Source organism: Streptomyces sp. NPDC044064 (genome assembly GCF_056434245.1).
The window spans coordinates 372,165-397,417 of sequence record NZ_JBWKFN010000001.1; the positions used below are offsets into that span (position 1 = coordinate 372,165).

General features: G+C 71.8%; 22 protein-coding genes. 9 read left to right on the forward strand and 13 right to left on the reverse strand.

All coding sequences use genetic code 11. The annotated features are described in order from the left end of the window. The first annotated feature begins 114 nt into the window (after positions 1-114). Positions 115-1,263 (forward strand): lactonase family protein, encoded by a 1,149-nt coding sequence (locus AC07DS_RS01695; protein WP_479142135.1) that lies wholly within the window; start codon positions 115-117, stop codon positions 1,261-1,263. Between the two features lie 90 nt (positions 1,264-1,353). Here AC07DS_RS01695 and AC07DS_RS01700 read toward each other — a convergent pair whose 3' ends face one another. Both AC07DS_RS01700 and AC07DS_RS01705 read right to left on the reverse strand, forming a co-directional pair. Continuing rightward, positions 1,354-2,082: a DUF2470 domain-containing protein gene (locus tag AC07DS_RS01700; RefSeq protein ID WP_479141638.1), complete on the reverse strand. Its 729-nt coding sequence runs from the start codon at positions 2,080-2,082 to the stop codon at positions 1,354-1,356. Positions 2,083-2,163: 81 nt separating this feature from the next. Continuing rightward, on the reverse strand, positions 2,164-2,769 hold the full coding sequence (locus AC07DS_RS01705) for a TetR/AcrR family transcriptional regulator (protein ID WP_479141640.1): 606 nt from the start codon (positions 2,767-2,769) through the stop codon (positions 2,164-2,166). Between the two features lie 119 nt (positions 2,770-2,888). On the opposite strand from AC07DS_RS01705, the gene AC07DS_RS01710 reads away from it, so the two are divergent. Further along, positions 2,889-4,412 carry a cytochrome P450 gene (locus tag AC07DS_RS01710; RefSeq protein ID WP_479141642.1) on the forward strand — a complete coding sequence of 508 codons (1,524 nt, stop codon included), beginning with the start codon at positions 2,889-2,891 and terminating at the stop codon, positions 4,410-4,412. Here the strand turns inward: AC07DS_RS01710 and AC07DS_RS01715 are convergent. The 11 genes from AC07DS_RS01715 to AC07DS_RS01765 all read right to left on the reverse strand — a co-directional run bounded on the left by AC07DS_RS01715 (position 4,374) and on the right by AC07DS_RS01765 (position 16,070). Further along, positions 4,374-5,231 carry a pentapeptide repeat-containing protein gene (locus AC07DS_RS01715; protein WP_479141644.1) on the reverse strand — a complete coding sequence of 286 codons (858 nt, stop codon included), beginning with the start codon at positions 5,229-5,231 and terminating at the stop codon, positions 4,374-4,376. The two genes, AC07DS_RS01710 and AC07DS_RS01715, sit on opposite strands and share 39 nt — an antisense overlap. Before the next feature lie 49 nt (positions 5,232-5,280). Continuing rightward, positions 5,281-6,174, reverse strand: coding sequence for an RNA polymerase sigma factor SigJ (gene sigJ, locus AC07DS_RS01720; protein ID WP_479141646.1), 894 nt, complete (start codon positions 6,172-6,174; stop codon positions 5,281-5,283). 34 nt (positions 6,175-6,208) lie between these two features. Continuing rightward, the gene (locus AC07DS_RS01725) at positions 6,209-6,952 is read right to left on the reverse strand and encodes a PIG-L deacetylase family protein (protein WP_479141648.1); all 744 of its coding nucleotides are present in this window, start codon (positions 6,950-6,952) and stop codon (positions 6,209-6,211) included. 168 nt (positions 6,953-7,120) lie between these two features. Next, positions 7,121-8,422: an alpha/beta fold hydrolase gene (locus AC07DS_RS01730; RefSeq protein WP_479141650.1), complete on the reverse strand. Its 1,302-nt coding sequence runs from the start codon at positions 8,420-8,422 to the stop codon at positions 7,121-7,123. A gap of 98 nt (positions 8,423-8,520) precedes the next feature. Next, the gene (locus AC07DS_RS01735; protein ID WP_479141652.1) at positions 8,521-9,546 is read right to left on the reverse strand and encodes a LacI family DNA-binding transcriptional regulator; all 1,026 of its coding nucleotides are present in this window, start codon (positions 9,544-9,546) and stop codon (positions 8,521-8,523) included. A 77-nt stretch (positions 9,547-9,623) separates the two neighbouring features. Continuing rightward, on the reverse strand, positions 9,624-11,012 hold the full coding sequence (locus tag AC07DS_RS01740) for a BNR repeat-containing protein (RefSeq protein ID WP_479141654.1): 1,389 nt from the start codon (positions 11,010-11,012) through the stop codon (positions 9,624-9,626). 17 nt (positions 11,013-11,029) lie between these two features. Continuing rightward, positions 11,030-11,350, reverse strand: coding sequence for an L-rhamnose mutarotase (locus AC07DS_RS01745; RefSeq protein WP_479141656.1), 321 nt, complete (start codon positions 11,348-11,350; stop codon positions 11,030-11,032). A gap of 17 nt (positions 11,351-11,367) precedes the next feature. Beyond that, positions 11,368-12,453, reverse strand: coding sequence for a rhamnose ABC transporter substrate-binding protein (gene rhaS / locus AC07DS_RS01750; protein WP_479141658.1), 1,086 nt, complete (start codon positions 12,451-12,453; stop codon positions 11,368-11,370). A gap of 95 nt (positions 12,454-12,548) precedes the next feature. Continuing rightward, positions 12,549-13,523 carry an ABC transporter permease gene (locus AC07DS_RS01755; RefSeq protein WP_479141660.1) on the reverse strand — a complete coding sequence of 325 codons (975 nt, stop codon included), beginning with the start codon at positions 13,521-13,523 and terminating at the stop codon, positions 12,549-12,551. Further along, positions 13,516-14,556: an ABC transporter permease gene (locus AC07DS_RS01760; RefSeq protein ID WP_479141662.1), complete on the reverse strand. Its 1,041-nt coding sequence runs from the start codon at positions 14,554-14,556 to the stop codon at positions 13,516-13,518. The genes AC07DS_RS01755 and AC07DS_RS01760 overlap by 8 nt, the downstream gene beginning before the upstream one ends. Then, positions 14,553-16,070 carry a sugar ABC transporter ATP-binding protein gene (locus AC07DS_RS01765; RefSeq protein ID WP_479141664.1) on the reverse strand — a complete coding sequence of 506 codons (1,518 nt, stop codon included), beginning with the start codon at positions 16,068-16,070 and terminating at the stop codon, positions 14,553-14,555. The genes AC07DS_RS01760 and AC07DS_RS01765 overlap by 4 nt, the downstream gene beginning before the upstream one ends. Positions 16,071-16,331: 261 nt before the next feature. Between AC07DS_RS01765 and rhaI the strand changes: the two genes are divergently transcribed. The 7 genes from rhaI to AC07DS_RS01800 all read left to right on the forward strand — a co-directional run bounded on the left by rhaI (position 16,332) and on the right by AC07DS_RS01800 (position 25,253). Further along, positions 16,332-17,492 carry an L-rhamnose isomerase gene (gene rhaI / locus AC07DS_RS01770; RefSeq protein ID WP_479141666.1) on the forward strand — a complete coding sequence of 387 codons (1,161 nt, stop codon included), beginning with the start codon at positions 16,332-16,334 and terminating at the stop codon, positions 17,490-17,492. Between the two features lie 120 nt (positions 17,493-17,612). Continuing rightward, on the forward strand, positions 17,613-19,652 hold the full coding sequence (locus tag AC07DS_RS01775; RefSeq protein WP_479141669.1) for a bifunctional aldolase/short-chain dehydrogenase: 2,040 nt from the start codon (positions 17,613-17,615) through the stop codon (positions 19,650-19,652). Positions 19,653-19,660: 8 nt separating this feature from the next. Continuing rightward, entirely contained in the window at positions 19,661-21,112 is a 1,452-nt protein-coding gene (locus tag AC07DS_RS01780) for a rhamnulokinase (RefSeq protein WP_479142136.1), read from the forward strand. Positions 21,113-21,184: 72 nt separating this feature from the next. Beyond that, on the forward strand, positions 21,185-21,940 hold the full coding sequence (locus AC07DS_RS01785; protein WP_479141671.1) for a (Fe-S)-binding protein: 756 nt from the start codon (positions 21,185-21,187) through the stop codon (positions 21,938-21,940). Continuing rightward, entirely contained in the window at positions 21,937-23,415 is a 1,479-nt protein-coding gene (locus AC07DS_RS01790) for a LutB/LldF family L-lactate oxidation iron-sulfur protein (protein WP_479141673.1), read from the forward strand. Before AC07DS_RS01785 ends, AC07DS_RS01790 begins: the two co-directional genes overlap by 4 nt. Continuing rightward, a complete protein-coding gene (locus AC07DS_RS01795; RefSeq protein ID WP_479141675.1) occupies positions 23,412-24,041 on the forward strand; it encodes a LutC/YkgG family protein in 630 nt (209 codons plus the stop codon). The genes AC07DS_RS01790 and AC07DS_RS01795 overlap by 4 nt, the downstream gene beginning before the upstream one ends. 57 nt (positions 24,042-24,098) lie before the next feature. Continuing rightward, the gene (locus tag AC07DS_RS01800) at positions 24,099-25,253 is read left to right on the forward strand and encodes a betaine/proline/choline family ABC transporter ATP-binding protein (RefSeq protein ID WP_479141677.1); all 1,155 of its coding nucleotides are present in this window, start codon (positions 24,099-24,101) and stop codon (positions 25,251-25,253) included.

Sequence of the window (25,253 nt, forward strand, 5' to 3'; positions counted from 1 at the left end):
GACCTGAGGTGCGGGATGGACAGGGACGCGCGGGCGACGCGACGGGGATCGTCCCTGCCCGAGCGCGGCCGGGAGCCCGGGGGAGGCTGGACCAGGCGCCGGTTCGTCGGAGTGGTGGCGGGCACGGCCGCCGTGGTGGCGGTGCCCGCACCGGCGGCCCCGCCTGCGGACGGCGCACCGGCGGCCGGGGGACCGGCGACCCGGCCGGCGTCCCGGCCGGGTCGGAAGGACCCCCTCCCCCACCCGCTCTACCTCGGTACCTACACCTCCGTCGAGGGCGGCGGCACCGGGATCGGACTGGCCGCCTACGATCCGGCGTCGGGCCGGATCACGGGCTCGGGGACGATTCCCCATGTGCCCGACCCGTCGTATCTGGCACTGCACCCGGACGGCCGCACGCTGTACGCGGTCGACGAGCGCCAGGAGGGTGCGGTCACCGCCGTACGCGTCGCCGACCGGCGGATCCTCGGCAGCCGGAGCACCGGCGGGGCGGGCCCCTGCCATCTGTCGGTCCACCCGGGCGGCCGCTGGCTGCTGAGCGCCAACTACGCGTCGGGCAGCGTGGCCGTGCACCCGATCGACTCCTCGGGTGCCCTCGGCGAGCGCACCGACCTGGTCACGCACACCACCCCGGCACCCGGCCCGGGACAGCAGGGCCCGCACGCGCACCAGTTCCTCACGAGCCCCGACGGCGGTCATGTCCTCGCCGTCGATCTCGGCACCGACACCGTCTACACCTACCGCCTCGACCCGGCGAAGGGCACGCTCACCGAGGCGGCCCAGGCGCGCGCCCGTCCGGGCGCGGGCCCGCGCCATCTGACCTTCCATCCCGGTGGCCGGTACGCCTATCTGGCCAACGAGGTGGACGACACCGTCACCGTCTGCGCCTACGACCCGGCCACCGGGCGCCTCACCATCGGCGCCGCGCAGCCCACGGGCTCCGGCTCCGGCACCAACTACCCGGCGCAGATCCTGGTGACCGCGAACGGCTCGTACGCCTTCCTGGCCAACCGCGGCCACAACAGCATCGCGCGCTATGCCGTCGAGGCGGACGGCGCCCGGCTGCGGCTGCTCGGCACGGTGCCGGTGGCCGGGGACTTCCCCCGCCAGATCGCCTTCTCGCCGGACGGCCGGTTGCTGTTCGCGGCGAACCAGCGCTCCGGCACGGTCAGCGTCTTCCAGGTGGACGCCGAGAGCGGCGAACTGAAGCTGACGGGCGAGCCGTTCGCGTCGCCGGTCGCTGTCTGCGCATTGCCGCTGTAGCGCCGCCGAGGGAACGCACCGCAACCGGCCGGCGCCTGCCGAGCGGCCGCCGAACGGGGCGGACCTCCCCTCAAGCGCGGGCCGTTCGCCTCACCTGTCGCCCTCCGCACGCTGCCGCTGCAGCGCGCGCGGGCAGGCCGCGGCGCTCGCCTGGGCCAGTAGCGCGTGCATGCGTTCGGTGAGCTGGGTGACGTCGTCGGCGGGCGTGTGGAACGTCAGGCGTACATCACCGTGGGAGCGGGTGCGTTCGACACGCAGGGTGAGGCCGTGCCGGTCCACGGCGAGGGGCGTCACCCGGGTCGCGGCGTGCAGGCTCTCGGGCCGCACGAGCCGGGTGAGCCGTTCGACGGCATCCGCGTGCGCGTCGGCGAGGTGGGTCAGCAGCCGGGCCTCGGCGAGAGCCAGCGGGTCGGGCCGGGCGGCGGCGAACTCGTCCAGGTCGACGAGGACGGCACCGGACGGCTGCCGCAGCACCACACGCGTGGGCCGCAAGAGCAGCGAGCCGTCGTCGGCGGGCGCGAACCAGCCGGCCAGCCACAGCCTGGCCCGGATGCGCTGCCGTACCGGGACGGGGGCCACGTCGGCGAACTCCAGGACGGCCGACGGCTCCCCGCGCGGGGCGCACAGCGCGGCCGCGAGCAGGGCGCCGTCCTCGGGCACGTCGAGCAGCACCCCGCCGTCCTCGGTCACGGAGTGCGCGCCGACGTACTCCTCGCGGGCACCGTCCGCGGTCACCCGGCACGACCACGCGGCGGCGAGCACCGACCGTGCCCGCTCCGCCGCGCCGGGTCCGGCCGCCCAGTCCTGCGTGTCACCCATCCCGAGACCTCCTTAGGTAAGCCTTGCCTAACCTATCGAAGATCCGGGCGCGCGCCAACCACGCCCGGCAAGGACGGGGAGTTACGCGAGGACACCCAGCAGGGCACGCGCACACAGGTCGCGCACCTGCTCCCGGGTCAGCCCGCCGTCGCGCAGCCACTCCAGACAGACGGCCGTGGTGAAGGCGAGCCAGCCGCGCACGGCCAGGCGCACGTGCGGGGCGCTGTCGAGGACGGGACCGAACTCCGGGTCCGCGGCCAGCGCGGCGAGGATCTGCTGCTCCTGGGCGGCGAGGGCCCGCCGGTAGACGCGGCGCACGGCCTGGTCGCCGGCCGCGTCGGCGCGATGGAAGGCACGGAAGCCGTGGGCGTGGGCCTCGACGTGCCCGAGATAGACGTCGAGGCCGGCGGCCAGCTGCTCGCGCACCGGCACCCCGGGGACCGCCGCCGTCATGCGCAGCATCCGCTCGCTCTCGCGCTCCACGACCGCCGCGAAGAAGTCCCGCTTGGTCGGGAAGTAGTGATAAAGCAGCCCGCGGGAGACTCCGGCGATCTCGGCGACCTGCTCGATCCACACGTCGTCGTAGGGGCTCTCCGAGAACAGGCACGCCCCGACCGACAACAGCTGCTCACGGCGTTCCTCGGTGCTGAGTCTGCGCCGGGCTCGCTCCCCCTGATTCGCGGCCATGCCGTCACCTTACTTGACGCGGGTTCAACAAGCGGACCACACTGAAACACGTTATTGAACCCACGTACAACACGCGCGTCACAGGTTCGACCATCCGCTGGATCAAGGGAGATCGCGTCATGGCGGGGACGAGGGAGACCGGGCTGCCCAAGGGGTTCCGGGGTGCCGAGCAGGGCTGGCCGGAGCTGCACCGCATCCCGCATCCGCCGCGCCGGCTGCCGCTGGCCGGTGACGTGCTGGGCGTCGACCGGCGCAGGCCCGTGCAGGACTCGATGCGCTTCGGGCGGGAACTGGGCCCGGTCTTCCGGCGCCGGGCGTTCGGGAACGAGTTCGTGTTCCTGTGGGGCTCACGCCTGGTCGCCGATCTCGCCGACGAGTCCCGGTTCGCCAAGCACGTGGGCCTCGGGATCGCCAATCTGCGCCCGGTCGCCGGCGACGGCCTGTTCACGGCGTACAACCACGAGCCGAACTGGCAGCTGGCCCACGACGTCCTCGCGCCCGGCTTCACCCGGGAGGCCATGGAGGGTTACCACGGCATGATGCTGGCGGTCGCCGAGCGGCTGACCGGCCACTGGGACCGGGAGCTGGCGGCCGGGCGGGCGGTGGACGTCCCCGGCGACATGACCAAGCTGACCCTGGAGACGATCTCGCGCACCGGGTTCGGGCACGACTTCGGCTCCTTCGAGCGGGACCGGCCGCACCCCTTCGTGTCGGCGATGGTGGGCACGCTCAGCTATGCCCAGCGGCTGAACAGCGTGCCCGGGCCGCTGGCGCCGCTGCTGCTGCGCGGCGCCTCCCGGCGCAACGCGGCCGACATCGCCCATCTCGACCGCACGGTCGACGAGCTGGTGGCGGCCCGGCGCCGCACGGGCGGCGGGGACGGGGACCTGCTGGACCGCATGCTGGCGACGGCCCACCCCGAGACCGGGGAGCGGCTGTCGCCGGAGAACGTCCGCAAGCAGGTGATCACGTTCCTGGTGGCGGGCCACGAGACCACCTCGGGCGCGCTCTCCTTCGCCCTGTACTACCTGGCCCGGCACCCGGAGGTCGCCGCCCGGGCCCGCGCCGAGGTGGACCGCGTCTGGGGCGACACCCCGGAACCCGGCTACGACCAGGTCGCCAAGCTGCGCTACGTCCGCCGGGTGCTGGACGAGTCGCTGCGGCTGTGGCCGACCGCGCCCGGCTACGCCCGGGAGGCCCGGCAGGACACGGTGCTGGCCGGCGAGCACCCCATGCGGCGCGGCGCCTGGGCGCTGGTGCTGCTGCCGATGCTGCACCGCGACCCGGAGGTGTGGGGCGAGGACCCCGAGCGGTTCGACCCGGACCGGTTCGACGCCGCCGCCGTACGCGCCCGTCCCCCGCACACCTTCAAGCCGTTCGGGACCGGCGCGCGGGCCTGCATCGGCCGCCAGTTCGCGCTGCACGAGGCGACTCTCGTCCTCGGCCTGCTGCTGCGCCGCTACGAGCTGCGGCCGGACCCGGACTACCGGCTCCGGGTCACCGAGCGTCTGACGCTGATGCCGGAGGGCCTGCGGATGCACCTGGAGCGCCGCACCGCCCCGGTGCCGGCCGCACCGGTCACGGTCCCGGACGACGGCTCGGGGTCAGCCGGCCGCTGCCCAGTGCACGGGGCGGGCGAGTGACTCCGGCAGCCTGGTGCCTGCGCTCCCCCGGGCCGCGTTCAGCTGCGGCTGGGTGAGGAAGAAGGCGCCGGTGAGGTCGGCGTCGGTGAGGTCGGCGTCGCGCAGGTCGGCGCCGATCATGTCGGCTCCGCGCAGGTCGGCGCCGGTGAGGTCCGCGGCGATCAGGTAGGCACCGCGCAGACTGGCACCGCGCAGGTCGGCGCCCCTGAGCCGGGCCCCGATGAGGTCGGCGCCGCGCCGGTCCTTCCCCTTGCCCTTCCTGCCCTTGCTCCCCTTGGCGTCGGTCACGCTCGCCCGGACCAGTTCGCTGGTGCGCAGCAGGAGCACGTTGACCTGCTGCCGGTGGGCGGCCACGTCCAGCGCGGCCAGGTCCTCGGGGCTCTGCCGGGTGAGTCGCTCGGTCTCCTCCAGCGCCCGGCGCAGATCGGCGTGGACGGGCCGGGCGGCGTCGAGGCCCAGTGCCTCGGTCAGGTACCAGAGCAGTTCGTGGAGCTGGCGCACGACCGGGAACACGTCGAACATCCGGCGGGCGTGCTCCTTCGGGCCCGTACGCCAGTCCTGCCCGCCGAAGGTGATCTGCGAGACCTTCTGCCCCGCGCCGAAGCAGTCGTAGACCGTGCAGCCGGTGAAGCCCTTGTCCCGCAGGTCCGCGTGGATGCCGCAGCGGTGGTCGCCCCTGAGGTTGGGGCAGGGCTTGCCCGCGGGCTTGTCGAGGGCGAAGTCCGCGGAGGCCGCGAAGGGCAGGGCGACGCAGCACAGCCCGAAGCACTGGGCGCAGTCGCCGCGCAGGGCGGAACGGTCGGTGGTCTGATCCGGCATGCCGTCCAGCCTACTGACCTGCAAAACCGTCCTGACCACGGCGGTACGGTCATCCCTCCAGCTCGGGCAGGTCCAGCCCGGCGATGCGGTCGGGGTCGGCGAGGATGTACAGGCCGGTGATCCGTCCGTCCACGATCGTGAACGCCGTGACCGACACCGGCCGTCCCTCGGGCGCGGTGACCAGGCCCACCGCACCGTTGACCAGCGCCGGGCGGGCGTACACCGCCAACCGGGAGAACATCGAGGCCTGTTCGGCGACCGTCCGCGCCCCGTGCACGGTCTTGGAGGCGGCCGCACCGCGCACCAGGGACCCGGCGTCGGCACGCAGCGTCGCGTCCGGGTGGAGCAGGGCGAGGAGCGCGTCGAAGTCGCCGCCGCGCGAGGCGGCCAGCCAGGCGTCGACCACCTGCCGCTGCCTGCCGAGATCCGGGTCGACCGCGGGAGCCGCCCCCTGCACCCGGCGGCGGGCCCGGCTGGCCAGCTGCCGGGTGGCCGCCGGGGTGCGCTCCACGATCGCGGCGATGTCGTCGAACGGCACCGCGAACATGTCGTGCAGGACGAACGCCAGCCGCTCGGCCGGGTCCAGGGTCTCCAGGACGACGAGCAGGGCGAGCCCGACCGAGTCCGCCTCCAGCACCTCCGCCTCCGGATCCACCTGGGACAGCGGGCGGACCATCGGGTCGGGGACGAACGTGTCGTCCATCGGCTCCTCGCGGCGGGCTGTGCGCGAGCGCAGCATGTCCAGGCAGACCCGGCCGACGACCGTGGTCAGCCAGCCGCCGAGGTTCCTGATCTCCTGCGTGTCGCTGCGGCCGAGCCGCAGCCACGCCTCCTGGACCGCGTCCTCGGCCTCGGCGAGCGAGCCGAGCATCCGGTAGGCCACCGCGCGCAGTTGCCCGCGGTGCTCCTCGAAGCGGTCGGCCAGGAGGTCGGTGCCGTTCATGGGGTCCCCGTTCGGTGGTGGTTCGTCGGCTCGGCTATCGGCGGAACAGTTCGAAGGCCACCGCCGGCTTCCCGCCGAAGCGTTCCCCGGTGGCGGTGGTCGTCTCGGTCAGGAATGCGCGGACGTACGTCTCCGGGTCCTGTTCGGTCAACGCCTCTATGTAGGTGCGGTGTTCCAGCAGAGAGCCCACCGCGCGCTCCAGGCCGGCCGTCGCGTCCACGGCGTGCGTGGGGCTGCTGGAACCGGCGACGGCAACCCAGCGGACGCCGTTCCAGGGCTCCAGTCCCTGCTCCTCGAGTTCCGGGAAGATCCAGCGGTTGCCGGCGTCCGCGGCCGCGTCCAGGGTGGCGCGGCCCACGGCGACGTGATCGGGGGTGTTCCAGGCGACACCGCCCCATGTGTCGCGGTGGTTGAGGGTGACGACGAGTTCCGGACGGTGGCGGCGGATCGCGGCGGCTATGTCGCGGCGCAGCGCCTGGCCGTACTCGATGACACCGTCCCGGTGGCCGAGGAACTCCACGGTGGTGACGCCGACGACGGCAGCGCTCGCCCGCTGCTCGCGTTCGCGCAACGGACCGCAGGTCGCGGGGTCGAGGGTGTCGATGCCCGCCTCGCCGCTGCTGGCCAGGACATAGGCGACCGACCGGCCGGCGTCGGTCCAGGCGGCGACCGCGGCCGAGCACCCGTACTCCAGGTCGTCGGGGTGCGCGACCACCGCGAGGGCACGCTGCCAGTCGTCGGGCAAAGGCTGGAGCTGGGTGATCTTCGGCTCGCTCATGGGCGCAGACTATGCGGCCGAACCCATGGCGCAACTCCTTTTTCAGCGTGGGTTTCTAGCGGGCGGTACGGCGGCGGTGTGCGGGTCGGCGGACGCTCCCCCGGTGTTCAGCAGGACGGCCACGTACGGCAGGGCCCTCGGGGAGGACCCGGTCTGCAGCAACCTGCCTCACACCTCGTCGCGGGTCAGCGCGAGCAGCCGGTCCAGGACCCGGGGTGCTCCGGCGCGCAGGCCGTCGTGCTCGAACTCGTCAGTCACCCAGGTGCGCAGGCCCCGGACGGCGCGGGCGGTCTGCAGGGAGTGGGCGGTGTCCACGTACATGTCGTCGTGGTAGACCGCCGCGGAGACCGGGACCTCGTTGGCGGCGAGGCGGGCGGGGTCGTACAGCGGCTGCCAGTCGGTGCGGGTGGCGAGCAGTTCGGCGGTTTCGCGCAGCGGGCACAGGGCCGGGTCGGTGTCGAACATCCAGGGGTGGACCGTCTCGCCCGTGAACAGCACCGGGGCGTCGCCGGCGATCGCCTTGGCCGCGTCGAACTGCGGGAACTCCGAGCGGACCCGCTCGGCGGCCCAGGCGGTGGGGCGGGCGTCCTGGCCGTAGATCGCCTCGTGGACGAGCGCGTACAGCGGGTGCCCCGCATACGACAGCAGGCCCTGGACCTCTTCCTGGAAGGCGTCGGACAGGTCGAAGCCGCCGGGAGTGCGGACGAAGGCGTCCTCCAGGAGGTAGTGCAGCTGGTGGCTGCCGTCGCTCGCGCCGAGCATCAGGCCCAGGGACTGGAACGCCTCGACCGTGAGGCGGTAGCCGCCCGGCAGCACGACGTCGTGGGTGAGGAGGTGGTCGGCGATACGGCGGGCCCGCTCCACGTCCTGGGGGTAACGGGCGTAGTGCGCGGCGACCTTGCGCTCGATGCGCGGGTAGGCAGCCCGGTAGACGTCGTCGGCGTGGGCGTCGAGGGAGGGCAGTCCGCCGGTGATGACGGCGGCGCTGAGCCCCTCGGGGGCCGTGGAGAGGTACGACACCGTGCAGAAGCCGCCGAAGCTCTGGCCGAGCACGGTCCAGGGGGCGCCGCCCGTCACCTCGGTGCGGATGGCCTCGCAGTCGCGGACGATCGAGTCGGCGCGGAAGCGGGTGAGGTAACCGGCCTGCTCGGCGGGTCCGCCGCGCAGCGGGAGCGTCTGCCGGGTGGCGGGGGCGGAGCGGCCGGTGCCGCGCTGGTCGAGCAGGAGGACGCGGTAGTCCTCGAGGGCGCGGTCGAGCCAGGCCTGCCGTCCGGCGAAACGGTTCGCCCCGAAGCCGGGCCCGCCCTGCAGATACAGCAGCCAGGGCAGGTCCTGGCCCGCCTTGTCACTGGCGACGGCCTCCCGGGCGTACAGCTCGATGGTCTCGCCGTCGGGGTCGCCGTGGTCGAGGGGCACGGTGAAGTGACGGTCGGTGAGGACGACGCCGGGCTGGCGGTAACTGATGCTCAACGGGTCTCCCGGGACGGATGGGTCGGACGCGTCCCAGTTCAGCACATGGACGGCGGTGAGCCGAGCCCCGGGATCATGGTTCGTTACTGAACTTCCGGTCAGCGGGCGGCCAGGCTGGAGCGGCGCACCACCAGCTCCGGCTGGAGCACCACGCGCCGGTGTTCATGGGCGCCGGCTCCGCCCTCGGTCTCGGTCTCCTCCAGCAGCAGCTCGGCGGCAAGTGCGCCCATGGTGACGGCGGGCTGCCGTACGGAGGTCAGCGGTACGGCGGCCGCGGCGGCGAACTCGATGTCGTCGTAGCCGACGATCGCGAGGTCGTCGGGAACGGTGACGCCCGCCGCGTACATGGCCTGCAGGACTCCGAGCGCGAGCAGGTCGTTGGCGCAGAAGACGGCCGTGGGGCGATCGGCGAGGCCGAGCAGGCGGGCGCCCGCGTCCCGGCCGGCGGCCACGTCGAGCCGCTCGGTGGGCAGCTCGCGCAGCGCGTCCGGGCCGAGTCCGGCCTCGGCGAGGGCGTTCAGCGCGCCGGTGCGGCGGTCGCGGACCTGGTTGAGTCCGGGCGGGCCGCTGACGTAGGCGACGGAGCGGTGCCCGGCGTCGACCAGGTGCCGGACGGCGAGGGCGCCGCCCGCCACGTCGTCCACGGAGACCGAGCACTCGGTGGTGCCTTCGGCGACCCGGTCGACCAGCACGAACGGGATGCCGTGCCGGCGGAAGGTCTCGATGTTGCGGCCGGTGGCGTCGGCCGGGGTGAGCAGCACCCCGCGCACCCGCTGCTCGGCGAAGAGGGAGAGGTACTCGGCCTCCTCGGCCGCGCTCTGCGCGCTGTTGCAGACCATCACGCCGACCCCGGCCTCGCGTGCGGCCCGCTCCGCCCCGCGTGCGACGTCCACGAAGAAGGGGTTGCCCATGTCCAGGACGAGCAGGCCCATGATCCGGCTGCGGCCCGCGCGCAGCTGGCGTGCGGACTCGCTGCGGACGTAGCCGAGCCGGTCGATCGCGGACAGCACCCGGGCCCGGGTCTCGCCGGCGACGGTGTCCGGGCGGTTGATGACGTTCGACACCGTGCCCACCGACACTCCGGCGGCGCGGGCGACGTCCTTGATACCCACCGACTGGGCCATCGGGCGGGGACCTCCAGGGAACGAGGGGCGGCGGGAAGGCCTTCACATTACCGTCATCGCCGCCCAGAACAGACCGGTCACGCGGGGAGTGCGAAGTCCACGACATGCAGCGGCGAGGGGGTGGTGCCGCTCGACTTCTCCTGGTACATGAAGGACAGCACGTCGTCGGCCCGCACGCGCATCTCGTCGATCACGACCTCCCCGAACGCGTGCAGGTCACCGCCGTCGTACAGCAGTGCCCAGTCCGTGTACCCGGAGGACTTCGAGGCACCCGCGATCCGGCCGTACGGGAAGATCGCGTAGGCGTTGTCGTGTCTGTCCAGGACCAGCTTGGTGCGCTGGCTGGAGTTCAGTGCGACCGGGATCTCGGTCTTCTGCCAGCTGCCTGCGGAGTTCTTGCGGAGATGGAAGGCGCGGCCGCCCGCGGTGCGGTCGGCGATGTAGTTCGTGGTGCACGGGCCGAGGCGGCCTGGGACGTGGCTGATGATCGCGTGCGGCAGGCCGGACGAGTCGGTGGTCTGGCTCTCCTGGTTCATCAGGCAGTGGTCCGGGTCCAGGGCGTCGACGACGAGTCCGGCGTCGCCGACGGCGACCGTGTCCGAGGTACCGGTGGTGCCCACGACCGTGCCCGCGTCGTTGCGCCAGGTGCGGCCCCGGTCGGTGGAGTGGACGTAGCCGGTGTCGTGATTCGTGATGCCGCCGCTGTGGCGCATCACGGCCGCGTTCTGCTCGCGCCAGGTGAAAAAGGCGTGCAGCCGGCCGCTCGCGTCGTAGTCGATGCCGTGCAGGTACATGTTGCGGGCGGTGCTGGAGCCGTGCGGGCTCGAATAGGTGCCGGTGGAGCTGGTCCACTCCCCCAGCGCGGTCCAGGCCGAACCGTCGTACTCGGCAAGGGCGTTGCGGCCGTTGCCGGAGACGCCCACCCGGTAGCCGAGCTGGAGCCTGCCCTCGGGCGTGCAGACGAACTGGGGGTAGCAGAACTGCGGGGTGAGCGCGAGTCCGTCGAGAGTCGTCCGCACGGCGCCGAAGACGGACGAGGTCCAGGACGTGCACTCGGGGTCGTCGAGGAGTCCGGCGACCGACTTGACGTAGAAGAAGCCGTCGCTGTGCGAGTCCATGGCGAGGTGGAGACGGCCGTCGGTCCTGGAGACGCCCATGGAGACGACGTTGTGGGAGTCGTCGCTCTTGAGGGTGTGGGGCAGGGTGACGGCCGACCAGGTGGAGCCGCCGAGGACGCGGCGGGCGACGACGGCGTTGCGGGTCGAGGTGTACCAGGCGGCGTACTGGTGCCCCTGGTAGGTCAGCAGACCGTTCTTCTGGAAGGAGTTGTTGTTGACCAGGCCGTCGTAGGAGACGAAGTAGACGGCCCGGCCGTCGAGTCGGGTGATGCCCTTCTTGGTGACGGACGGGCCGGGGGCCGCCGCGGCGGCCGGACGGGCTGACGCCTGCACGGTGTGCCTTCTCATCAGCGGGACTCCAGGGATCAGGCCAGGTGGAACACTTCGGTGAGCGGTTCCATGGCCTCGTCGGGCCGGGCGCCGGCCGGCGACTCGAAGAACGGCGTCATCTCCGCCTGCCACCGGGCGTTGACGTCGGTGGCCTCCATGCCGGCCCGGGAGGCGGCGAAGTCCTCGGTCTCCAGGTAACCGACGAGCAGGCCGTCCTCGCGCAGGAAGAGCGAGTAGTTGTGCCAGCCGGCCGCCCGCAGGGCGTCGAGCATCTGTGGCCACACGGCGGCATGCCGCTCGCGGTACTCGTCGAGCCGGTCCGCCCGGACCTTCAGCAGGAAGCACACGCGTTGCATCAACGGCCCCTCGATCGCTAGAAGTTGAACTGGTCGATGTTCTTTGCGTCGAACACGGTCGGCTTGCCCAGGTTGATCACACCGTCCTTGCCGATGGTGTACGTGGTGTCGCCGGCCTTGAAGGTCTCGCCCTCCTTGCCGGTGATCTGCCCGGACACCAGGGCGACGGCGGTGCGGGCGGCGAGGTCGCCGAGCTTGGCCGGGTCCCACAGCTCGAAGGCGTCGACGGTGCCGTTCTTGACGTACTTGCGCATGTCGTCGGGCGTGCCGAGGCCCGTCAGCTTGACCTTGCCCTTGTACTTGGAGCCGGACAGGTACTGCGCTGCCGCCTTGATGCCGACGGTGGTCGGAGAGATGATCCCCTTCAGGTTCGGGTGCTCCTGGAGCAGGCCCTGGGTCTGCTGGAAGGACTGCTGGGCGTCGTCGTTGCCGTAGGCGATCTTGACCAGCCTGATGTCCTTGTACTTGGGGTCCTTCAGCTCGTCCTTCATGTAGCCGATCCAGGTGTTCTGGTTCGTCGCGGTCTGCGCGGCGGACAGGACCGCGATCTCGCCCTTGTACCCGATCTGCTCGGCCAGCAGCTGCACCTCGGTACGGCCCAGGTCCTCGGCGGACGCCTGGGAGACGAAGGCGTTGCGGCAGCCGGGGTCGGTGTCGGAGTCGTAGCTGACGACCTTGATGCCGTTGCTCATGGCCTGCTTGAGCGCGGTGCACAGCGCCCCCGGGTCCTGCGCGGACACGGCGATCGCGTTCACCTGCTGCTGGGTGAGGGTGTTGACGTAACTCACCTGTCCGGCGGTGTCGGTGGCGCTGCTGGGGCCCACCTCCTTGTACGTGGAGCCCAGTTCGGCGAGGGCCTGCTCGCCGCCCCTGTCGGAGGTGGTGAAGTACGGGTTGTTGACCTGCTTGGGCAGGAAGCCGACGGTCAGCCCCTTCTTGGTGGCCGCGTTCGGGTCGGCCTTGCCTGCGGAGGCGGCCGAGGCGTTGTCGTCCTCGACGTCCTTCTTGGTGGTGCCGCCGCAGGCGGTGAGGGCGAGGGCGAGGGCGAGGGAGGTGAGCGCGGCGAGGGCGGCGCCGGAGCGGCGGAGGGCTGCTGTGCGCATGGCGGGGTCCTTTGATACGAGGATGAGTGGACGCGCCCTGAGGGGCGCGGGGAACTGCGCGACCGGCCACAGACGGCCCGCAGCTTTCGAACGGCCTATCCGGCGGAGCGAGCCGCCCTCGCGATGGCCACCTGGTGTGCGACCCGCGGGCCGAGCACGGATACGACGAGCAGAACACCGGTGACGACGATCTGCGACTGCGCGGAGACGTTCGACAGGCTCATCACGTTCTGCAGCGCACCGAGCAGGAAGACACCCGCGATCGCACCGCCCAACGTGCCCTTGCCCCCGTCGAAGTCGATCCCGCCGAGCAACACGGCGGCGACAACGGAGAGTTCGAGCCCGGTGGCGTTGTCGTACCGCGCACTGGCGTAGTGCAGCGCCCAGAAGATGCCGGTGAGCGAGGCCATCAGCCCGGTCACCGTGAAGAGGATCAACTTGTGCCTCTTGACTCGGATGCCGGCGAACCGAGCCGCCTCCTCATTCGCGCCGATCGCGAACAGCGACCGCCCGAACGGGGTTGCGTGCAGGACGACCACGGCGACGGCGAGCAGCGCCAGGAAGGGCAGGAAGGCCTGTGGGATGAACGTGTTCCCGATCCGCCCCGCAGCGAAGTCCAGGTACTGCGCGGGAAAGTCGGTCACCGCGTCCGAGCCGAGCACGATCTGCGCGATGCCCCGGTAGGCGGCTAGCGTGCCGATGGTGACGGCGAGGGAGGGCAGTCCGAGCCGGGTGACGAGCAGACCGTTGACCAGCCCGCACACCATGCCGAGCAGCAGACAGACCGGGATGGTCGTCTCGATGGCCATGCCCTCGTTCCACAGCCTGCCCATCACCGCGCCCGACAGGCCGGCCGTCGAGGCCACGGAAAGGTCGATCTCTCCGGCCACCACCAGGAGGGTCATCGGCAGGGCGATCAGGGCGATGGGCAGCGTGTTGCCGATCAGGAACGACAGGTTGAGGGCGTTGCCGAACCCGTCGACCGTGCCGAACGACACCAGCGACAGGAGGACCAGGAGCGCGCCGACCACGGTGTCCCAGCGGACCGCGCGTGTCAGGGACTCAGACATGGCGGACCCTCCTCTTCTTCAGGGCGGCAGCCACCCGCAGCGCGACGATCCGGTCGACGGCGATGGCGAGCAGCAGCAGGACGCCGTTGATGGCGAGCACCCAGACTGAGCTGACGCCGAGGGCGGGCAGCACGCTGTTGATCGAGGTGAGCAGGAGTCCGCCGAGGGCCGCGCCGTAGACGCTGCCGGAGCCGCCGGTGAAGGCGACGCCGCCGACCACGACCGCGCTGACGACGGTGAGTTCGTAGCCGTTGCCGGTGCCGGAGTCGACGTTGCCGAACCGGGCCAGGTACAGGGCTCCGGCGAGTCCGGCCAGTGCGCCGCAGAGGGTGTAGGCGGCCAGGATCCGCTTGCGGACGGGGATGCCGGCGAGGCGGGCGGCCTCCGGGTTCGAGCCGAGGGCGTACAGTTCACGCCCGCCGGCGAAGTGTCTGAGGTAGTAGGCGGTGGCGACGAGTACGGCGAGGGCGATCAGGGCCGGCCACGGGATCGCCGAGAGTCCGCCGGAGCCGAAGTCGACGAATCCGCCGGGGAGATCGGCCGCGGTGATCTGCCGGGAGCCCACCCAGATCGAGTCGATGCCGCGGATGATGTAGAGGGTGCCGAGGGTGACGACCAGCGCGGGCACCTGGCCGAGGCTGACGAGCAGGCCGTTGAGGAGGCCGCAGCCGACACCGAGCAGGACGGCGAGGGCGATCCCGACGACGGGGTTCCCGCCTCCGTGGAGGTAGGTGCCGGCCGCGAAGGCGCTGATGCCGAGGGTGGAGCCGACGGACAGGTCGACGTTCCTCGTGATCACCACCAGGGACTGGCCGGTGGCGACCAGCACCAGGATCGTGGCGTTGAGCAGCAGGTCCTTGACGCCCTGTTCGGACAGGAACTCGCTGTTGCCCGCCTGGGTGACGGCGATCATCACCAGGAAGACGACCAGGATGGCGAGTTCGCGCATCTTGAGGAGGCGGTCGACCAGCCGGGTGCCGCCGGCCCCCGGAACCTCGGCGGGCGGTGCGTGGTCGGGTGCGGTCACCGTCATGCGGCGGCCCTCCCGGTGGCTGCGGCCATCACGGTTTCCTCGGTGGCTTCGGAGCGGGGGATCTCGGCGGTGATCCGGCCCTCGTGCATCACCAGCACGCGGTCGGCCATGCCGAGGACCTCGGGCAGATCGGAGGAGATCATCAGGACGGCGACCCCGTCGGCGGCGAGCTGCGACAGCAGCCGGTGCACCTCGGCCTTGGTGCCGACGTCGATGCCGCGGGTGGGCTCGTCCACGATCAGTACCTTCGGGCCGGTGGCCAGCCACTTGGCGAGGACGACCTTCTGCTGGTTGCCGCCGGAGAGCGTGGAGACGGCGTCGGCGATCCGGGCGTACTTCACCCGGAGCTTCACCGCCCAGTCGACGGAGCGGCTGCGTTCGGCGCCACGGTCCACCAGTCCGGCCTTCACCGTCGTACTCAGCCCGGTCAGGCCGATGTTGCGTTCGATCGACATGCCCATCACCAGGCCCTGCGCGCGCCGGTCCTCGGGGACCAGGGCGAGCCCGGCGGCCATCGCGGTGGAGGGCGCGCCGTTGGTGAGCCCGCGGCCGTCGACCTCGACCTCCCCCGCGTCCCAGCGGTCGACGCCGAAGACCGCGCGGGCGACCTCGGTGCGACCCGCGCCGACGAGCCCGGCGAGGCCGACGATCTCGCCGCGCCGGACCTCGAAGGAGACGTCGGTGAAGACGCCCTCCCGGGTCAGCCGGCGTACGCTCAGCGCGACTTCGCCGGGTGTGACGTCCTGCTTGGGGTACAGCTCGTCGAGGTCGCGGCCGACCATGCGGCGGACCAGGTCGTCCTCGGTCATGCCGTCGAGGGGCTCGCCGGCGATCCACGCCCCGTCCCGCAGCGTGGTCACCCGCCGGCAGATCTGGAAGATCTCCTCCAGCCGGTGGGAGATGAACAGGACGGCGGCGCCCTGTTCGCGCAGGGCGCCCACGACGCCGAAGAGGCGGGCGACCTCACCGCCGGTCAGGGCGGCCGTGGGCTCGTCCATGATCAGGACACGGGCGTCGAAGGAGAGGGCCTTGGCGATCTCCACGATCTGCTGGTCGGCGATCGACAGACCACGGGCCGGGCGGTCGGGGTCGAGATCCACGCCGAGCCGCCGCATCAGGGCCGCGGTGGCCGCGTGCGTGGCCTTGTGGTCGATCCGGCCGAGGGCACGGCGGGGCTGGCGGCCCATGAAGATGTTCTCGGCGATCGACAGGTCGGGGAAGAGGGTCGGTTCCTGGTAGATCACGGCGATACCGGCGTCGCGGGCGTCACCGGGTCCGTGGAAGACGACGGGCTCGCCGTCGAGCAGCACCTGACCGGCGTCCGGTCGGTGCACGCCGGCGAGCGTCTTGATCAGGGTCGACTTGCCCGCGCCGTTCTCGCCGGCGAGGGCGTGCACCTCGCCGGGGAACAGCTCCAGGGAGACGCCGCGCAGGGCGCGTACGGCGCCGAAGGACTTGGACACGTCCCTCAGGGCCAGCACCGGGGCCGGTCCCGGGTCAGGCGGGTGGGTCATGGATGGCTCCTCGACGACGCCCGCGGCGGTCCCCACGGCGTCGTGAAAGGTTTCAACTGGATGGCCGGGACGTTAGGCATCCCGGCCATGTCACGTCAATGGGTCCGTGTCGAAAAGATTTCGATAGCCGAAGTTCACGGTCGGGGCACGGATAACAGGGCGGGCCGGAGCGCTTGACACCCCTCGGGAGGGCTCATAGCTTGCTGTTCTGAATCGTTTCACATGTTCCGTCGTTCGACCGGACCCCACAGGAGCCCTTCAGTGACCGACCTCGCCGCGGTGAAGGCCGCGCTCAAGACCCAGGCCGTCGAGACACCGTCATGGGCGTACGGGAACTCGGGGACCCGGTTCAAGGTGTTCGCCCGGCCGGGCGTGCCACGCGATCCGCACGAGAAGCTGGCGGACGCGGCACAGGTGCACGCACTCACCGGCGTGGCCCCGACCGTCGCCCTGCACATCCCCTGGGACAAGGTCGAGGACTACGCGGCCCTGGCGAAGTTCGCCGGGGAGCACGGCCTGAGGCTCGGCGCGATCAACTCCAACACCTTCCAGGACGACGACTACAGGCTGGGAAGCATCTGTCATCCGGATGCGGCGGTGCGCCGCAAGGCCGTCGGTCATCTGCTGGAGTGCGTCGACATCATGGACGCGACGGGCTCCGCCGATCTGAAGCTGTGGTTCGCCGACGGTACCAACTATCCGGGGCAGGACGACGTACGGGCGCGGCAGGACCGGCTCGCAGAGGGGCTCTCCGAGGTGTACGCGCGGCTCGGGGACGGGCAGCGGATGTTGCTGGAGTACAAGCTCTTCGAGCCGGCGTTCTACACGACCGACGTCCCGGACTGGGGTACGGCGTACGCCCACTGTCTGAAGCTCGGGCCCAGGGCACAGGTCGTGGTGGACACGGGGCACCATGCGCCCGGGACCAACATCGAATTCATCGTGGCCACACTGCTCAGGGAGGGGAAGCTCGGGGGGTTCGACTTCAACTCGCGGTTCTACGCGGACGACGACCTGATGGTGGGGGCCGCTGATCCCTTCCAGTTGTTCCGGATCATGTACGAGGTCGTGCGTGGGGGTGGGTTCACCTCCGAGGTCGCGTTCATGCTCGACCAGTGCCACAACATCGAGGCGAAGATCCCGGCGATCATCCGGTCGGTGATGAATGTGCAGGAGGCGACGGCGAAGGCTCTGCTGGTCGACCGGTCGGCGTTGGCCGCGGCGCAGGTTTCCGGTGATGTGCTGGGCGCCAATGCCGTGTTGATGGATGCGTACAACACGGATGTGCGGCCGCTGCTTGCGGAGGTTCGGGAAGAGATGGGGTTGGACGCGGATCCCTTGGCCGCGTATGCGCGGTCGGGGTGGGCGGAGAGGATCGTTGCCGAGCGGGTTGGTGGGGAGCAGGCGGGGTGGGGGGCCTGAGCGTAAGCGTCTGCCCGGTTCTGTTCGTTGCGGGGTGCGGGCCGTGTGTGGCTGGTCGCGCAGTTCCCCGCGCCCCTGAGGAACTGCACTGATCCCCTTTCAAGTTAGGACTGGAAGTTCATGGCACCGCATCCCGAAGCCGCCGCTCTTCTCGGCCGGTCCCACCGGCTCGGCTCCGATCCCCGTAACACCAACTACGCCGGCGGGAACGCCTCCGCCAAAGGCACCGGCACCGACCCGGTCACCGGCGGTGACGTCGAGCTGATGTGGGTGAAGGGGTCCGGTGGTGACCTCGGCACGCTCACCGACGCTGGGCTCGCCGTGCTGCGGCTGGACCGGCTGCGGGCACTCGCCGGCGTGTACCCGGGTGTCGAGCGCGAGGACGAGATGGTCGCCGCCTTCGACTACTGCCTGCACGGCAAGGGCGGGGCGGCTCCCTCCATCGACACCGCCATGCACGGACTCGTGGACGCCCCGCACGTCGACCATCTGCACCCGGACTCCGGCATCGCGTTCGCCTGCGCCGCCGACGGGGAGAAGCTGACCGCCGAGTGCTTCGGCGACAGTGTGGTGTGGGTGCCGTGGCGGCGGCCCGGGTTCCAGCTGGGGCTGGACATCGCCGCGATCAAGGAGGCCAACCCGCAGGCCGTCGGATGCGTCCTCGGCGGGCACGGGATCACCGCCTGGGGATCGACGTCCGAGGAGTGCGAGCGGAACTCGCTGCACATCATCCGCACCGCCGAGGCCTTCCTGGCGGAGAAGGGGAAGGCGGAGCCGTTCGGGGCGGTGATCGAGGGGTACGAGGCGCTGCCCGGGCGCGAGCGGCGGGAGCGGGCCGCCGCCCTCGCGCCGTTCGTGCGGTCCATCGCCTCCCAGGACCGGCCGCAGGTCGGGCACTTCGACGACCCCGAGATCGTTCTCGACTTCCTGGCGCGGGCCGGGCATCCCCGGCTCGCCGCACTGGGCACCTCCTGCCCCGACCACTTCCTGCGCACCAAGGTGCGGCCGCTCGTGCTGGACCTGCCGCCGAGCGCGCCCCTGGAGGAGGCCGTCGCCCGGCTGCGGGAACTGCACGCCGCCTACCGGGTGGAGTACGCCGCCTACTACCGGCGGCACTCGCTGCCCGGCTCCCCCGCCATGCGCGGCGCCGACCCGGCGATCGTGCTCGTTCCCGGCGTGGGCATGTTCTCCTTCGGCAGGGACAAGCAGACCGCCCGGGTGGCCGGTGAGTTCTACGTCAACGCGGTCAACGTGATGCGTGGGGCCGAGGCCGTGTCCACGTACGCGCCGATCGAGGAGTCGGAGAAGTTCCGCATCGAGTACTGGGCGCTCGAAGAGGCCAAGCTCCGGCGGATGCCGAAGCCGAAGCCGCTGGCCACCCGGGTGGCATTCGTGACCGGTGCGGGCAGCGGGATCGGGAAGGCGATCGCGCACCGGCTCGTGGCCGAGGGGGCATGTGTCGTCGTCGCCGATCTCGACGGCGAGAACGCGTCCGCCGTGGCGGAAGAGCTGGGCGGCCCCGACAGGGCCGTCGCCGTCACCGTGGACGTGACGGACGAGGCACAGATCGCCGGTGCGTTCGAGGCCGCCGCGCTCGCCTTCGGCGGCGTCGACCTCGTGGTGAACAACGCCGGCATCTCCATCTCCAAGCCGCTGCTGGAGACTTCGGCCAGGGACTGGGACCTCCAGCACGACATCATGGCCCGTGGTTCCTTCCTCGTCTCGCGGGAAGCGGCCCGCGTGATGATCGCGCAGGGACTGGGCGGGGACATCGTCTACATCGCGTCGAAGAACGCCGTCTTCGCCGGCCCGAACAACATCGCCTACTCCGCCACCAAGGCCGACCAGGCTCATCAAGTACGGCTGCTGGCTGCCGAGCTGGGCGAGCACGGGATCCGGGTGAACGGGGTCAACCCGGACGGTGTGGTGCGGGGGTCCGGGATCTTCGCGGGCGGCTGGGGAGCTCGGCGGGCCGCCGTGTACGGGGTGCCGGAGGAGAAGCTGGGCGAGTTCTACGCGCAGCGGACCATCCTGAAGCGGGAGGTGCTGCCGGAGCATGTGGCGAACGCGGTCTTCGCGCTCACCGGCGGGGACCTCACGCACACCACCGGGCTGCACATCCCGGTCGACGCGGGTGTGGCGGCCGCGTTCCTTCGGTGAGCGCGGGCGTGAAGTCGTACGCCGCCGTCGATCTGGGCGCGTCCAGCGGGCGCGTGATGGTCGGGCGGGTCGGGTACGACACGCTGGAGCTGAGCGAGGCGTACCGCTTCCCGAACCGGCCGGTGCGGGTCCCGGAGGGGCTGCGCTGGGACGTCCTCGCGCTGTACGCCGGAGTGCTGGACGGGCTGCGGGCGGCCGGTGCCCACTGCGGTGGACGACTCGACTCCGTCGGCATCGACAGCTGGGCCGTGGACCACGGCCTGCTGGACGCCGACGGGGCGCTGCTGGGCAACCCGGTGCACTACCGCGACGCCCGCACCGAGGGCGTCGCGCAGAAGGTGTGGGCGAGCGTGCCGGCCGCCGAACTGTACGCGGCGACCGGGTTGCAGTACGCCCCCTTCAACACGCTGTACCAGCTCGCGGCGGCCCGCTCGACCGCCCGGTTCGCCCACGCGAAGCGGCTGTTGCTCATCCCCGACCTGCTGACGTACTGGCTGACCGGCGAGCAGGGAACCGAGCTGACCAACGCCTCCACCACCCAGCTGATCGATCCCCGGACGCGCTCGTGGTCGTACGACGTCGCCGAGCGGCTGGGGATCGACCTCGGGCTGTTCGCGCCGCTGCGGCAGCCGGGCGACCCGTCGGGTGTGCTGCGGGCGGCGGTGCTGGCGGAGACGGGGCTCACGGGTCCGGTGCCGGTGACGGCCGTCGGGTCGCACGACACCGCTTCGGCGGTGGCCGCGGTACCGGCAGCCGGTGAACGCTTCGCCTACATCTGCACCGGCACCTGGTCCCTGGCCGGCCTGGAGCTGGACGCGCCGGTGCTCACCGAGGAGAGCCGGGCGGCGAACTTCAGCAATGAGCTGGGGCTCGACGGCACGGTGCGCTATCTGCGCAACATCATGGGGCTGTGGCTGCTCCAGGAGTGCGTACGGGCCTGGGGCGAGCCCGATCTGGGGCTGCTGCTGCGCGAGGCCGCCGGCGTGCCGGCACTGCGGTCGGTCGTCGACGCGGGGGACGAGGCGTTCCTGGCTCCGGGGCGGATGCCGGAGCGGATCGCCGAGGCGTGCCGCGCCTCGGGACAGCCGCTGCCCGGCACGCGGGCCGAGATCACGCGGTGCATCCTCGACTCGCTGGCCCTCGCCCACCGCAGGGCCGTCGAGGACGCGCGGCGGCTGGCCGACCATCCGGTGGACGTCGTGTACGTCGTCGGGGGCGGAACGCGTAACGCGCTGCTGTGTCAGCTGACGGCCGACGCGTGCGGGTTGCCCGTGGTGGCGGGCGCCACGGAGGCTGCGGCCCTCGGCAACGTGCTCGTACAGGCCCGCACCCACGGGCTGGTCGGTGACCTCGACGGCATGCGCCGGCTGATCGTCCGTACCCAGCCGCTGACCCGGTACGCGCCCCGTGGTGACACGGCGCGCTGGCGGGAGGCCCAGGCCCGGCTCGCCACGCGGTGAGTCGCCCTCTGCCCCCGGCGGTGTCCGCCCATTACCCTGCACTCGTCCGATGACCGACCCCGAGGAGCCGCGATGCGTGTCGCCCTGTTCCTGACCTGTGTCAACGACACGCTCTATCCGGACACCGGCCGAGCGGTGGTGAAGCTGCTGACCAGGCTGGGTGTCGAGGTCGACTTCCCGATGGCGCAGACGTGTTGCGGACAGGCGCACTACAACACCGGTTACCGGCATGAGGCGGAACCCCTGGCCCGGCATTTCTCCGATGTCTTCGGGGAGTACGAGGCCGTCGTGACCCCGTCCGGGTCGTGCGGGGCGATGGTGCGGGAGCTGTATCCGAGGATGGGCGAGCGGGCGCGGGCCGAGGGGCGCGGAGACGGCCTCGCCCGGACGCTGGCGCCCGTGGTCCCCAGGACCTTCGAGCTGACCGAGTTCCTGGTGGACGTGCTGGGCGTGACGGACGTGGGCGCGTACTACCCGCACAGGGTCACCTACCATCCGACCTGTCACGGCCTGCGCGGTCTCGGGCTCGGCGACCGGCCCCGGCGGCTCCTGCAGGCCGTCGAGGGGCTGGAGTTGGCGGAGCTGCCGGGGGCCGAGGAGTGCTGCGGGTTCGGCGGGACCTTCGCGTTGAAGAACGCCGAGGTGTCGGCGGCGATGGGCGCCGACAAGGTCCGCAACGCGGAGTCGACCGGCGCCGAGGTGCTGTGCGCGGCCGACAACTCCTGCCTGATGCACATCGGCGGGACCATGACCCGGCTCCGGGTGGGCATGCGGCCGGTGCACATCGCGGAGATCCTGGCGAGCACGGAGGAGGAACCGGCGGTATGAGCGGGACGTTCGTCGGCATGCCGGCCTTTCCGGAGGCGGCACACGATGCCGTCGGCAACCAGACCCTGCGCGGCAATCTCCGACACGCCACGCACACCATCCGCGCCAAACGGGCCAGAGCGGTCTCCGAGTTGTCCGACTGGGCGGAGCTGCGGGAGGCGGGCCGGGCCGTCAAGGAGCACACCCTGCGCCATCTGGACCGCTATCTGGTGCAGTTGGAGGAGGCGGTCTCGGCCGCCGGGGGTACGGTCCACTGGGCGGCGGACGCCGACGAGGCGAACCGGATCGTCGCCGAACTCGTCCTGGCCACCGGCGAGTCGGAGGTCGTCAAGGTCAAGTCCATGGCCACGCAGGAGATCGGTCTCAACGAGGCTCTGGAGGCGGAGGGCATCCGCGCCTACGAGACCGATCTCGCCGAGCTGATCGTGCAGTTGGGCAAGGACCGGCCCTCGCACATCCTGGTCCCGGCCATCCACCGCAACCGGGGCGAGATCCGGGACATCTTCCGCAAGGAGATGGGCGAGTGGGGCCGACCCGCCCCCGAAGGCCTCACCGACTCACCCGCCGAACTCGCCGAGGCCGCGCGGCTGCACCTGCGGGAGAAGTTCCTGCGTGCCAAGGTCGGCATCTCCGGCGCCAACTTCATGGTCGCGGAGACCGGAACGCTGGTGGTCGTGGAGTCCGAGGGCAACGGCCGGATGTGCCTCACCCTCCCAAAGACGCTGATCTCGGTCGTCGGCATCGAGAAGATCGTCCCCACCTGGCGCGACCTGGAAATCTTCCTGCAGACCCTCCCCCGCTCCTCCACGGCCGAGCGCATGAACCCGTACACGAGCATGTGGACGGGCACGACGGACGAGGACGGACCGCAGGCCTTCCACCTGGTCCTGCTCGACAACGGCCGCACGGACACCCTCGCCGACCGGGTCGGCCGCCAGGCGCTGCGCTGCATCCGCTGCTCGGCCTGCCTGAACGTGTGCCCGGTGTACGAGCGGGCGGGCGGGCACGCGTACGGGTCGGTCTACCCGGGCCCGATCGGGGCGATCCTGAGCCCCCAACTGCGGGGCACGGCGAGCGAGATCGACGCCTCGCTGCCGTACGCGTCCTCGCTGTGCGGCGCCTGCTACGAGGTCTGCCCCGTCGCCATCGACATCCCCGAGGTGCTGGTGCATCTGCGGGAGCGGGTCGTGGAGGGCGGTCCGGCGGTCCGGGAGGGCAACAGGGTGGTCCTGAAGCCCGCGAGGGGGCATGCGGCCGAGCGGGCGGCCATGCGGGCGGCCGGCTGGGCGTTCGCACATCCGGGGGTGTTGCGGGCGGGGCAACGGATCGTTTCGCGGACCCGCCGGCTGCACCCCCGCACCCTTCCGGGCCCGGGCAGGGCGTGGACCGGCACCCGGGACCTGCCTCCGGTGCCCACGGAACCCTTCCGGGACTGGTGGCAGCGGACGCGCGGCGGAAAGGGCGGCACCAAGTGAGCAGCAGGGAACGGATCCTGGGCCGGGTGCGGCGCGCGCTCGCGGACGTGACGCCGGACGACGAGGCCGTCCCGCGCACCTACCTCGCCGAGCACGGCGAGCGAAGTGCCGAGCAGACCGTGGAGTTGCTGGCGGAGAACCTGGCGGACTACCGGGCGATCGTGCACCGCTGCACGGAGGACGAACTCCCGGCCCTGATCGCCCGGCTGCTCACGGACCGGAAGGCGGGCTCGGTGCTGGTGCCGCCGGGGCTGACGGAGAGCTGGCTCGCGGAGGCGGACGTGACGCGGGTCGCCGACCGGGCCGACAGCACGCCGCACGAGCTGGACCGCGTGGACAGCGTGGTCACGGCCTGTGCGGTGGCGATCGCCGAGACCGGAACGATCGTGCTGGACGGCGGCCCGGACCAGGGCCGGCGCCGGATCAGTCTCGTCCCCGACCATCACATCTGTGTGGTGCGGGTGCCCGGCCAGGTGGTCTCCTCGGTCCCGCAGGCCCTCGCACGCCTATCCCCCACCCGCCCGTTGACCTGGATCTCCGGCCCGTCGGCCACGAGTGACATCGAACTGGACCGGGTCGAGGGTGTGCACGGCCCCCGCACCCTGGAGGTCGTCCTCCTGGGCTGACACTCCGCCACCCTCTCCTTGGCGCGCCGGCGCGAGCGGTCCCGCTAGCGTGAGGGAATGATCCGGTTCGAGCAGGTCACCAAGCGGTATCCGGACGGTACGACGGCCGTGGACGGCCTCTCCTTCGAGGTGTCCGAAGGTGAACTCGTGACGCTCGTGGGTCCCTCGGGCTGCGGCAAGACGACGACCATGATGATGGTGAACCGGCTGATCGAGCCGACCTCCGGCCGGATCTTCGTGAACGGAGAGGACATCGCGCGGGTGGATCCGGTGCGGCTGCGCCGCCGGATCGGCTATGTCATCCAGCAGGTGGGCCTCTTCCCGCACCGCACGGTGCTGGACAACACGGCGACGGTGCCGGCACTGCTCGGCTGGAAGCGGGCGAAGGCGCGGGCCCGGGCGGCCGAGCTGCTCGATCTGGTGGGCCTCGACCCGAAGACGTACGGGCCGCGCTATCCGGAGCAGCTCTCCGGCGGCCAGCGGCAGCGCGTGGGCGTGGCGCGGGCGCTCGCGGCCGATCCGCCGGTGCTGCTGATGGACGAGCCGTTCGGCGCGGTCGACCCGGTGGTGCGGGAGCAGTTGCAGGACGAGTTCCTGCGGATGCAGGCCGCGGTGCGCAAGACGGTGCTGCTGGTCACGCACGACATCGAGGAGGCGGTCCGGCTCGGTGACCGTATCGCCGTGTACGGCCAGGGGCGCATCGAGCAGTTCGACACGCCGGGTGCGGTGCTCGGCTCGCCCGCCACGCCGTACGTCGCCGGGTTCGTGGGCACGGACCGGGGGCTGAAGCGGCTGTCGGTCACCGAGATCGAGCCGAGCGATCTCGAACAGCCGCCGGTGGCCCGGCCCGCCGAGCCCGCCGAGCGTGCCGTGCAGCGGCTGCGGGCCGAGGGTGCCCGGTGGGCGGTGGTCCTCGACGCGCACGGCGATCTGCACGGCTGGGTCGGCATCGACGAGCTGGTCGCGGGCGGCACGGTCGGGGACCGCGCGCACCGGATGACGGCATGGGTGCCGGTGGGTGCCCCGCTGAAGCAGGCGTTCGGGGTGATGCTCCAGCACGACGCCGGGTGGGTCGCCGTGCTGGACGGGGCGCGCTTCCTTGGCGTGCTGACCCCGGCGAAGCTGCACGAGGCGCTGCGCCGCTCGGTGGACGCGGACGCCCGGGGTGTCGCGCGGGGGCAGGTGGCGTTCGACTCGGTCTCGGACGCGTGA